This is a genomic window from Gillisia lutea, from assembly GCF_021568705.1.
In the GTDB taxonomy this organism is placed as follows: domain Bacteria; phylum Bacteroidota; class Bacteroidia; order Flavobacteriales; family Flavobacteriaceae; genus Gillisia; species Gillisia lutea.
Map to the genome: position 1 here is coordinate 286,614 of NZ_JAKGTH010000007.1, position 11,104 is coordinate 297,717.

Annotated in this window: 8 protein-coding genes; 6 read left to right on the forward strand and 2 right to left on the reverse strand. The window is 36.8% G+C overall.

Annotated elements, in window-relative coordinates:
- Positions 1-2 precede the first annotated feature (2 nt).
- Together L1I30_RS05655 and L1I30_RS05660 are read right to left on the reverse strand one after the other, a co-directional pair.
- Positions 3-4,340 carry a CusA/CzcA family heavy metal efflux RND transporter gene (locus L1I30_RS05655; protein WP_236133292.1) on the reverse strand — a complete coding sequence of 1,446 codons (4,338 nt, stop codon included), beginning with the start codon at positions 4,338-4,340 and terminating at the stop codon, positions 3-5.
- Between the two features lie 72 nt (positions 4,341-4,412).
- Positions 4,413-4,811 (reverse strand): hypothetical protein, encoded by a 399-nt coding sequence (locus tag L1I30_RS05660; protein ID WP_236133293.1) that lies wholly within the window; start codon positions 4,809-4,811, stop codon positions 4,413-4,415.
- Between the two features lie 224 nt (positions 4,812-5,035).
- On the opposite strand from L1I30_RS05660, the gene L1I30_RS05665 reads away from it, so the two are divergent.
- The 6 genes from L1I30_RS05665 to L1I30_RS05690 all read left to right on the forward strand — a co-directional run bounded on the left by L1I30_RS05665 (position 5,036) and on the right by L1I30_RS05690 (position 11,102).
- Entirely contained in the window at positions 5,036-5,635 is a 600-nt protein-coding gene (locus tag L1I30_RS05665; RefSeq protein ID WP_236133294.1) for a CDP-alcohol phosphatidyltransferase family protein, read from the forward strand.
- 18 nt (positions 5,636-5,653) lie between these two features.
- Positions 5,654-6,865: a metallophosphoesterase gene (locus tag L1I30_RS05670; protein WP_236133295.1), complete on the forward strand. Its 1,212-nt coding sequence runs from the start codon at positions 5,654-5,656 to the stop codon at positions 6,863-6,865.
- Positions 6,866-6,995: 130 nt separating this feature from the next.
- Positions 6,996-7,655 carry a DUF6799 domain-containing protein gene (locus L1I30_RS05675; protein ID WP_236133296.1) on the forward strand — a complete coding sequence of 220 codons (660 nt, stop codon included), beginning with the start codon at positions 6,996-6,998 and terminating at the stop codon, positions 7,653-7,655.
- 56 nt (positions 7,656-7,711) lie between these two features.
- Entirely contained in the window at positions 7,712-8,617 is a 906-nt protein-coding gene (locus L1I30_RS05680) for a hypothetical protein (RefSeq protein ID WP_236133297.1), read from the forward strand.
- Positions 8,618-8,707: 90 nt separating this feature from the next.
- Positions 8,708-10,015 carry a TolC family protein gene (locus L1I30_RS05685; RefSeq protein WP_236133298.1) on the forward strand — a complete coding sequence of 436 codons (1,308 nt, stop codon included), beginning with the start codon at positions 8,708-8,710 and terminating at the stop codon, positions 10,013-10,015.
- A 13-nt stretch (positions 10,016-10,028) separates the two neighbouring features.
- A complete protein-coding gene (locus tag L1I30_RS05690; protein ID WP_236133299.1) occupies positions 10,029-11,102 on the forward strand; it encodes an efflux RND transporter periplasmic adaptor subunit in 1,074 nt (357 codons plus the stop codon).
- The last annotated feature ends 2 nt before the right edge of the window (positions 11,103-11,104 follow it).

The window sequence follows — 11,104 nt, forward strand, 5'->3', positions numbered from 1 at the left end:
TTTTATAGAGTTAAGTAATTAATCTGGATAAGTGTTTGGTTATAAGCGTTTAGTTCATCCAGGTAGGAAAGCACAATGCTATTAGCGTTTTCCAGGCTTTGTATATATTGATAAAAATCTATTTCTCCGTTGTTATAACTTACGGTAGCAGTTTTCAAGATCTCGTCTGAAAGGTGTTTCCCTTCAGTTTCGTAATAAGATAAAGCTTCCTCATACTTTTTAAGTTGAGATAATAATTGAAGATATTTTGAATTGAGTTGAATTCTATAATTATCAGCTTCATCTATCGCTACCTGGGTAGCAATTTTTGAAGCTTTAATATGCGAGGTTTTCCCTGCAAAGAATAAAGGAAATTTTAAGCCTACTTGATATCCTTTTAAATTAGTGTTCAAGGAGGCATTGGTGGATTGGAAGTACTGTAAACTTATATCGGGTAGAAGTTGTTGTGTTTCAAAATGCTGCTTTGCTTTTAACAGAGATTTTCTGTTCTCGTGAAATGCAATGCCCGGATTTTCTTCGATTCCCATAGCCGTAAGCTCCAGTTTATCCAGGGGAACTACCGCAACGCTAAATGGGGCGTTGTTTTGTACCAATTGCTTCAATTTTTCTAAAGCCACAAGTACATTTTCCTGAGTTTGTTTATAAAAGGTTTGCAGTTGTTTTTGTTTGGCTTTTGCCGTTATCTTCTCCAAATAATTCGTTTCGCCAAGTTCAAACCTGCGTGCAGCGGCATGTGCAAATTTTTGATAGAGACTATCCAGATATTTATAAGCTTTTTCCTTTTCCTTCTCATACTGATATTGATAGAAAGCCGAAGCTACTTCTCCCTTTAAAAGTTTCTTTTGAAGTTCATACGCACTCATTTCAACATTAACTGCAGCTTTGTTTATCTTTTTGCCGGCAAAATATACTGTTGGAAACAGAAAGTTCTGCTGGACACCATAAGTGCTCAGGACCTCATTGTTAACAGCAATATTACTTTCATCGTAATTGTAGTAGATTTCGGTTTTATCAACAGTAAAGGCACTATTTACAAAAGCCTCTGCTTCTTGAGTTCGCAGTGAATAGGCTTTTAGCCCTTTATTGTTTTGTATGGCCATTTGCTGTAGCTCTTCTACATTTAATCCATACTGCTGGCCAAAACTTTGAATGGAAAAGAATAATAGTAAAATGCTTACTCCGGCTATTCCTTTTTTTGTTTTACTCTTAGAACTCTTAGCAAGCCTTTTATGGAACATTGAATATAGTACCGGTAAAACAATTAATGTTAATAGTGTTGAGGTTACCAAACCACCAATAACCACGGTAGCTAATGGTCGTTGTACTTCGGCACCTGCATTGGTAGATATTGCCATTGGCAAGAACCCGAGGGCGGCCGCAGTAGCTGTTAACAGTACAGCCCGTAATCTACTTTGCGCTGCTTTTACAATTAACTCATCTTTACTTTTGGTGTTGGTTTCTTTTTTAAGCTCTTTAAAATGCTCAATAAGTACAATTCCATTAAGTACTGCAATTCCAAATAAGGCTATAAAACCAACACCCGCCGAAATGCTGAAAGGCATGTCGCGAAGCCATAATAACAATACGCCTCCCACTGCCGATAATGGGATTGCCGAGTAGATTATAAGAGCTTCTTTAATGGAATTGAATGCAAAATACAGCAATATGAAAATAAGTACCAAAGCTATTGGTACAGCTACTTTTAACCGCTCTTTCGCGCTTTGTAGATTTTCAAATTGTCCGCCATAGGTAATAGAATAGCCTGCAGGTAATTTTAAATTAGTTTCTATACGCTGTTGAACATCGTCTACCACCGATTGGAGATCTCGATTCCTAACATTTATTCCCACTACAACTCTACGTTTGGTATCGTCGCGGGAGATCTTGGCTGCGCCTTTGGTATAGGTGATCTCTGCCAGTTCGCTTAATGGCACTTTTCCTCCCGCAGGTATATCTATATACATATTGCGTAAATTAGAGATATCTGTACGTTCGTCTTTGTTTAAGCGCAATACTAGATCAAACTTCTTTTCTCCTTCAAAAACACTTCCCAATGCTTTTCCGGCAAATCCCATAGAAATAAGATCGTTAATGTCGGCAATATTGAGTCCGTAGCGAGCAATTTTAGCACGGTTGTACTTCACATTCATCTGCGGTAATCCTGCAATTTTTTCTACCGTAATATCTGCAGCACCCTCCACATTTTCAATAAGTAGCTTAATTTCATTAGCTTTTTTGTTAAGTATCTCCAGATCTTCACCAAATATTTTAATGGCAATATCGGCTCGAACTCCGGTTATCAGCTCATTAAAACGCATTTCTATAGGTTGCGTAAATTCAACCTCCATACCTGGAATTTCAGTTAAAGCTTCTTTAAATTTATCGGCCAGCTCATCCTTACTTTTTGCTGAAACCCATTCTTTCTTAGGTTTAAGGGTTATAATTACATCACTTTCTTCCATAGACATGGGGTCGGTTGGAACTTCAGCCGCACCAATCCTGCTTACCACTTGATCTACTTCCGGAAATTTATCAAGAAGGATTTTTTCAATTTTAGTGGTAATAGCTATTGTATTGCTTAAAGATGTTCCGGTTTTTAGCACAGGTTGGATTACAAAATCTCCTTCGTCTAGAGTAGGAACAAATTCTCCTCCCATGGTAGAAAACAGATAAGCCGAAAAAACTAAAAGTAGTACTGCAATACTTAATACTAACTTTTTACTTGCTAATGCCCAACGAATACTTGGTTCATATAACCTATTCAAGAATTTCATTAGGCGCACAGAAATATTCTTTTCTGAAGCTTTTGATGGCTTTAAGAATAAGGAAGCTACTACTGGAACATAGGTAAAACAAAAGATCATGGCACCAAATAGAGCAAAACTGAAGGTAAGGGCCATAGGTTTGAACATTTTTCCCTCTACACCGCTTAATGATAGAATAGGGATAAATACAATAAGAATGATAAGCTGCCCGAAGATGGCAGAATTCATCATTTTTGAGGCACTTTTAAAAGTGATATCGTCGGTAATATGTTGTTTTTGAGAAGGAGTAGAAGCCGCTAGTTCTGTACTTTTCGCGGTAATTTGAAACGCTATGAATTCAACTATAATTACTGCTCCATCTATTATTATCCCGAAATCTATAGCACCCAGACTCATTAAATTGGCATCTACTCCAAACAGATACATAAACGACAGGGCAAAGAGTAAACATAAGGGTATTACCGAAGCTACCACAAGCCCGGATCGTAAATTTCCAAGTAGCAGTACAACTACAAAAATCACGATCAAACATCCTAAAATGAGGTTTTCTGCAACTGTAAAAGTGGTTTTGCCTATAAGAACACTTCTGTCTAGAAAAGGATTTATGTAAACCCCTTCCGGTAGCGATTTTGAAATGCTTTCTACGCGTTCGTGCACAGCATCAATAACTTTTTTGGAATTACCATCCTTCAACATCATTACCTGCCCCAATACCTTTTCGCCTTCACCATTCCCAGTAATAGCTCCAAACCTGATGGCGCTTCCAAAACCAACTTCAGCAATATCTTTTATGAGAATAGGAATACCCTGGTGGTTTTTAACAACAATATTTCTAATGTCTTCCAGAGAAGAAACTAAACCATCTCCGCGAATGAAATAGGCCTGGTTCACCTTTTCTATATAACTTCCTCCCGTTACACTGTTATTCTTTTCCAAGGCGGTAAAAACATCACTTGCCGTAATATTCATTGCATTAAGCCTTTCGGTATTAATGGCAACCTCATATTGTTTTAAATATCCTCCCCAGGTGTTTACTTCTACAACTCCGGGTATGCCGGAAAGCTGACGTTTCACAATCCAATCCTGTATGGTACGCAGGTCCATAGCCGAATACTTATCCTTATAACCAGGTTTGGTATCTAGTACATACTGATATATTTCTCCTAAGCCTGTGGTTATTGGCCCCATTTCGGGAGTACCGAAACCTTCAGGAATCTTTTGTGAAGCCGATTTAATTTTCTCGGCAATTAGTTGTCTTGGTAAATAGGTTCCTATTTTTTCCTCAAAAACGATGGTTACCACAGATAATCCAAATTTTGAAACAGAACGTATTTCAATTACTCCAGGTAAATTGGCCATTTCCAGCTCTACAGGATAGGTGATGAATTGTTCCATATCCTGAGTGGAAAGGTTTTGAGAAGTGGTGATAACCTGTACCTGATTGTTGGTTACATCGGGAACAGCACCAATAGGTATTTGAGTAAGGGAATAGGAACCAAACCCAATTACAAATACGGTAAATAGGAGAATAATAAACTTATTCTTTAAGCTGAATTTTATAATATTTGAGAGCATAACTCATTGAATATAAGTGTTGTAAGCTATGTTTAAATAGCTTATGAAAAAATGACTTAGATCAGATATGAATTATGCGAATTTTGGCGGTTGAAAAACCGAAGAATTCTCCAGGAAAGAGTACGAATTATTATAAAAAAAGTTAACTACAGTATGAGATACCTGGTTCGGTGTGTAACTTGGTGAAATGCTTTGGTTTACTACAAATAATGTAGGGGCGTGAGCACACATATGATGATTGAAGGGAAGTTGTTCATGATCCTGTTTCTCTTCTTTATTTTCATTAGCATGCTTTTCTTTTAAGCTGCCATAATGTTTGGATATGAAAACCACTAATGAATCTCCATATTTTTCAGAATGCAGTTGCACATGTTTTACAAGTTTATCCATTTGTAAAACATCATCCATGTCAAAATTCACACTGCTGGAGAGCGTGAGAAATGCGAGAAATATGGAAACTACTTTTAACATAAGGCATTGCTAAATTAATGAAAAAAGTTATTCTATCAGTAACATTTATTACATAGCGTGAAAAACATATATGAGCAAAGACAAACTTAGATTATTAACTAGTACTTGCCCGCATCATGGCAAAATACATGAAACATGATAATTCTCATTGTATTAGCCCTTAAGTACAATTAGCTTTAGTGTTACTTTTTAATTCAGATAAACGAACCCAACTCACTAATTAAATGCTAACATTTAAAAACTATAATATCGCTGACTGGTTTTCCTTCTATCGCGTTTTTGCCGCCCCTTTTCTATTGGTTCTTTTGTGGTTTAACCTTCGGGAATTATTCTCCTGGTTCTTATTGATAAGCTACAGCACAGATATGATAGATGGATATTTAGCACGAAAGCTTAAAATAACTAGTGCAAGGGGATCACAATTAGACTCCTTTGGAGACCAGGTAACTTTTGTAATCGGACTGATAGGGATATGGATTTTTGAGAATGATTTTATAAGAGAAAATTATTTACTCATTCTCATGGTATTAATCCCTTATATGCTGCAAATGTTTCTGGCCGTTATAAAATATGGAAAAGCCACGGCTTTTCATACCTACCTGGCTAAGCTCTCTGCAATAACACAGGGAATATTCATTCTCTGGTTCCTGTTCTTTGAACCAATTTACTGGCTTTTCTATTTTATGATAATTATTGGCCTTATTGAAACTATCGAGGAGATCATTTTAATATTTATGTACAAAAAATGGGTTGCCGGGGTTAAAGGAATATTTTGGGCATTTAAAGACAAAAGGAGAATACTAAACAATACGAAAGGAGATTGAAACTAATATGTGTAGGCCATGCGTTCATATTCACTCTTTACTATACTTATATTATGCTTTGCCATACTATTGGTAGATATAATTGCATTTTACTGGCTTAGTTTTATCACTCAACTTCTTACTTCCTCTATACTCAAAAATATTATTTATGCGTTGTTCTGGATTTTTACATTTGGATTGATCACTTCCATCCTGATATTGAAAGTTCGCCTGGATACCATAGTCCCTCAAAGAAAGCATTTATTAATCTCTTCTTTATATGGGCTATCTGTATCCTCCTTTATTCCGAAGCTCCTATTTGTTCTTATTATTAGTATCCTTTATTATACAAACTATATCTTTTCAGAAGAAGTATCTATAATCACCATTTCGTTGCTAGGACTACTCTCCGGTTTTCTTCCATTTTTTGTAATAGTATATGGAATTTTTAGGTCCAGATATAGATTTAAAGTCCATCATCTGCATATTCCGCTAAAGGAATCATCACATAAACTTCGCAAGCTTAAAATAGTACAGATATCCGATTTGCATTTGGGAAGCTTTAATTTTAGGTATCACATTCTAGACAGGGCTATACAGCTTATAAATCAGTTACAACCAGATCTCATCTTTTTTACGGGAGACCTAGTCAACAATTATGCATGGGAATTAAAAGGCTGGGAGAAGATTTTAGGTAAACTAAAAGCTAAACATGGGAAGTATTCTATTCTTGGAAATCATGATTATGGCGATTATAGCCATTGGGAAACTACACAAAGCAAGGAGGAGAACTTCAATATTTTAAAAGAGTTTCATAAGGATACCGGTTTTAAGTTATTGCTGAATGATGCTGAAATTGTTAGCATTCAGCAAGAAAAAATAGCAATCGTTGGGGTGGAGAATTGGGGATCCCCTCCCTTTAAACAATATGGAGATTTAAAGGAAGCGCTTAAAAATGTTGATAGTATTCCTTTAAAGATCCTTTTATCTCACGACCCTTCCCATTGGAGTGAAGAGGTAGTTGGTAAGACTGATATCTTGCTCACGCTTTCCGGGCATACCCATGGAATGCAGGCAGGAATTAATATGAGATCTAAAGAGTGGAGCCCTATAAAATATAAGTATAAGCATTGGGCCGGGCTATATAATAATGAAGGCCAATATCTATATGTTAACCGGGGTTTAGGCTGGCTGGGCTTTCCCGGCAGATTGGGAATGCGCCCTGAAATTACGTTAATTGAATTTGAATGAATTCATCTTGTTTTCGGTTTTAATGAAGAATAACCGCGCTACCTAACAAGTGATTATACTGATAAATGTCATTTTTAGAGCTACGTCTACATGGTACTTTTATACTGTATTAATTTATAAATGCATTGTTATGAAAAAAGTGTTTTTGTTATTAGCGCTTGTGGTTTTATATATCACTTCGCTAACAGCACAAGATGAGGTTCAGGATCAGGATCGCGATCAGGTTCGACTTATGTTGGTAGATGGTGACATGCTTCAAATAAGGGATCGAGATCAAACTCGATTACAAGATAAAATTACCTTGAACGATGGCACAGTTGTGAATCCTGATGGTACTTATCAAACCAGAGACAGGGATCAACTGAGATTAAGAGATGGTGAATGTTTAGATAGTGATGGCGTTAAATACCGCAATGAATATCAATATCGATACAAAGTTCAGCAGGAGAACAAAGGACTGACCCAGGCGCAGATCCAGAAGAGAAATCAGCAACGAGTACATTACATTTTTGTTGATGGTGAAATGATGCAGGTTAGAAACCAAAGTCAGAACCGATTGGAAAACAAAATGAATTTGGGAGATGGAGTAGTGGTAAACCCCGACGGTACCTACCAGTCTCGTGACCGGAAGCAACTTAAGCTTCAGGACGGGGGATGTATTAACATGGATGGAAAGGTATTTAAGAATACCATGCAGCAACGAAAAATGATACTTCAGAAAAATAAAATCCAGAAAAAAATGCCTGCAAAACCAAAAGTTCAGAAAAAGAATAAAAATGGCGGTATATAATTAATAAGGAAAGGAGCTTTACAAAGAAGAGTTCCTTTCTTTTTAAACTAGTTAAAATGAATATACGTCTAACAATTGGAGTGTTTTTGATGGCGGTAATTTTTGCAAATATATCTGCTCAAAACACTAATAATTCGGCTAAAAAAGAATCAGACAGCAGCAAATCGTATATACTTACCGATGTTAGTTATATCTCGGATGCCGTATTTATGGGAAGGCGCGATTCCATAAAAGCACCTTATATAATGCCGTCTATAGGTTATTACGATAAATCCGGTTTTTATGCGGATGCTTCGGCTTCTTATTTAGTTGGATCAGAAGAGAACAGGGTAGACTTGTTTTTAGTAAGTGCAGGATATCTTTTTGATGTGGGAAAATTAGGTGGAGGAATAGCAGCAACTAAATATTTCTTTAATGATGATAGTTACAATGTGCAATCTGAAACTCAGGGAAACCTTACAGGATTTTTGAGCTACGATTTTGAGGTGGCTGAATTATCAGTAATAGCGAGCAGCTATTTTAATGACGGAAGTTCTGCTGATTTTTTTGGAGGGCTTATGCTAGCTCACAATTTCTATGGTATGGATAATAAGCTTCTCATTTCCCCATCTGTTTCCATGTATATGGGGTCACAATATTTCTATGAAGAATATTATAATACCAGCCGCTTGGGTAATAGAAAGGGAAAAGGAACAGGGCAAGGAAGTGGTGGTGCAATAAATACAGTGAGTTCTAGTATTAGTATAGATGAAGCTTCAGAATTTAATATTCTAAATGTAGAGCTCAGCCTTCCTTTTCAGTATTATCATAACTCCTTTATTTTTTCGATTGCTCCCTATTGGTCCTTTCCACAAACTAGCTCGACAATTACTACAGAAGATCAGGTTTTTACCGAAGATCTGGATGATATTTTTTATGTATCGGTAGGAATAAGCTATTGGTTTAACACTGCTAAAAATTGATCTATTTTTTAATCTCACAGAGCTACCCTAATTACTTTCAATGATATAAAATTACAGGGATCTCTTCCTTTTCAGGAATAATATAATAAGATGAAAAAGATACTTATTCTTACATACACTCTTTTGTTTTGCAGTTTTATGCAGGCACAGCAAATAGAATTGATTTCCAAAGAGGAAGTTCTAACTCAAGTAAAGGAAAACAACCTGCACCTGAAGATCCTGGAACAGGAAGTTATTATGGCAAAGGCCGATTATAATCAGACCAATGCTATTTTTCTGCCTAATTTAAAAGCCTCACATACTGCAATTACCACAACCAACCCCTTGATGGCATTTGGTTCTAAACTCAATCAGGAAATAATAACACAAACCGATTTTGATCCTAACGGCTTAAATAATCCCTCCAGAATTGAGAATTACGCTACTAAATTTGAGATCCAACAGCCTCTGCTTAATTTGGATGGCATCTTCAAACGTCAGGCTGCCAGATCGATAGTTACAGCAACTCAATTCAAGTTAAATAGAGCAGAAGATTATATAGAATTGGAAATAGAAAAGGCCTACATGCAACTGCAACTAGCCTATAAAACCTTGGATGTATTAGAAATTACCAGGAGAACCGTTCAGGAGAATTTAAGGTTTTCCCAAGATAGGTTCGATCAAGGTTATCTTCAGAAGCCCGATTTGCTCATGGTGGAGGTACGACTTATTGAAGTAGAAAATCAGCTGCAATATGCAAAAAGTGAGATTGAAAATGCGTCCAATTATATGTCGGTGTTAATGGCTGCTCCCGTAACGGTAACCTTAAAGCCTACAGATTCTTTAGTACCCCTTCCTATAAATCTAGCCTTAGACCTAAAGCTTTCAGAAAACAGGGCAGATCTGCAGGCTATGCAAATTGCTACCAAAGCATTTCAACAAAATTATCGGGCCGATAAAATGACATTTTTACCCCGGCTGAATGCATTTGGAAGTTATGAGTTGTATGACGATAACATCTTTCAGGGAGCTGCAAACGGGTATGTGCTAGGTGCAGAACTGAGCTGGACAATTTTAGAAGGTTCAAAACGATTTGGAAAGCTTCAAAAAAGTAAGGCCGATCTTGAAAAATCTAAGTTCGAGTACGAAAAATATAAGTCGGAAAGTGAGCTGGAAATCAACAAGGCGAAACGCATGTATTTAGATGCTGAAAATAATTTGCGATTGACAAAGTTGGCATTAGAACAGGCTGAAGAATCTTTGAGAATTCGAAGTAATCGATTTAAGGAAGGACTAGAAAGAACATCAGATCTGCTGCTTTCAGAAACTCAATATGCTCAAAAACAATTGGACTATTATAACGCCATTTATCAGCAAAACTACACAAACTTATATGTTGTGTTTTTAACTAAGAATTGAAAACGGAATTGTCATGAAAACTATATATCTATTTAGCACCTTTTTAATATTATTTGTATTGGGTTGTAATTCTAAAGAAACAACTTCCCAAGAGCAAGCTGGGCCTGTCGTTTCAGTAAAAGTAGGGTCTATTGCCCAGGAAAGTGGAGGGGGTTATTTCACAGCAAGTGGAAAAATAGAGGCAGCCAACAGCGCCAATTTGAGCACAAGAATGATGGGTTTTGTAAACGATATAAAGGTTAAGGTTGGCGATACTGTACAAAAAGGAGCATTATTGGTAGTTATTAATAATACCGAATTATCGGCTAAAAAGGCTCAAGTATCTGCCGGGGTTGTAGAGGCTACCGCAGCCTACAATAATGCATTTAAAGATTACCAGCGATATACTAACTTATTTGCAAGTGCCAGTGCTACGCAAAAAGAACTCGACGATGTTACCGCGCAATTTGAAATGGCTAAAGCCCGCCTAGAAGCAGCGAAGCAAATGGAAAATGAAGTGGCATCGCAGTTTTCCTACAGCAACATACGTGCACCTTTTAAAGGAGTAGTTACCGATAAATTTATAGAAAAAGGAGCAATGGCAAACCCGGGTGCACCTTTAGTAGCCTTAGAATCTTTAGGGAATTATCAGGTAGTAGCTATGGTTCCGGAAAATGAAATTTCACAACTTTCGACTGGGGCTAAAGTGAAGATTTTTATTAATTCTTTAAATACATCAGTTGCTGGGGAAATAATAGAAATAAGTCCCTCTTCAAGAAATACGGGAAGCCAGTATCTGGTAAAGATCAGCCTTCAGGAAGAAAAAGCAGAGCTGTTATCAGGAATGTATGCTAGCGTGCAGTTTCCTGTGGAGCAGGGAACTCCTTCAGCAAAAATATTAATACCTAAAAGTGCGGTAGTTAGTAAAGGTCAGTTGGAGGGAATCTATACTGTTAGTCAGAATAATACCGCCGTATTAAGATGGTTGCGATTGGGAAGATCATTTAATGATAAAGTTGAAGTGTTAGCGGGTCTTTCAGCAGACGAACCTTTTATTATTTCTGCTGAAGGAAAGCTATATAACGGCGCAACCATTAGAATTGAATAATC

Coding starts and splice junctions, on each gene's coding strand:
- L1I30_RS05655 (WP_236133292.1), bottom strand. CDS start 4,340: ATGCTCTCAAATATTATAAAATTCAGCTTAAAGAATAAGTTTATTATT.
- L1I30_RS05660 (WP_236133293.1), bottom strand. CDS start 4,811: ATGTTAAAAGTAGTTTCCATATTTCTCGCATTTCTCACGCTCTCCAGC.
- L1I30_RS05665 (WP_236133294.1), top strand. CDS start 5,036: ATGCTAACATTTAAAAACTATAATATCGCTGACTGGTTTTCCTTCTAT.
- L1I30_RS05670 (WP_236133295.1), top strand. CDS start 5,654: ATGCGTTCATATTCACTCTTTACTATACTTATATTATGCTTTGCCATA.
- L1I30_RS05675 (WP_236133296.1), top strand. CDS start 6,996: ATGAAAAAAGTGTTTTTGTTATTAGCGCTTGTGGTTTTATATATCACT.
- L1I30_RS05680 (WP_236133297.1), top strand. CDS start 7,712: ATGAATATACGTCTAACAATTGGAGTGTTTTTGATGGCGGTAATTTTT.
- L1I30_RS05685 (WP_236133298.1), top strand. CDS start 8,708: ATGAAAAAGATACTTATTCTTACATACACTCTTTTGTTTTGCAGTTTT.
- L1I30_RS05690 (WP_236133299.1), top strand. CDS start 10,029: ATGAAAACTATATATCTATTTAGCACCTTTTTAATATTATTTGTATTG.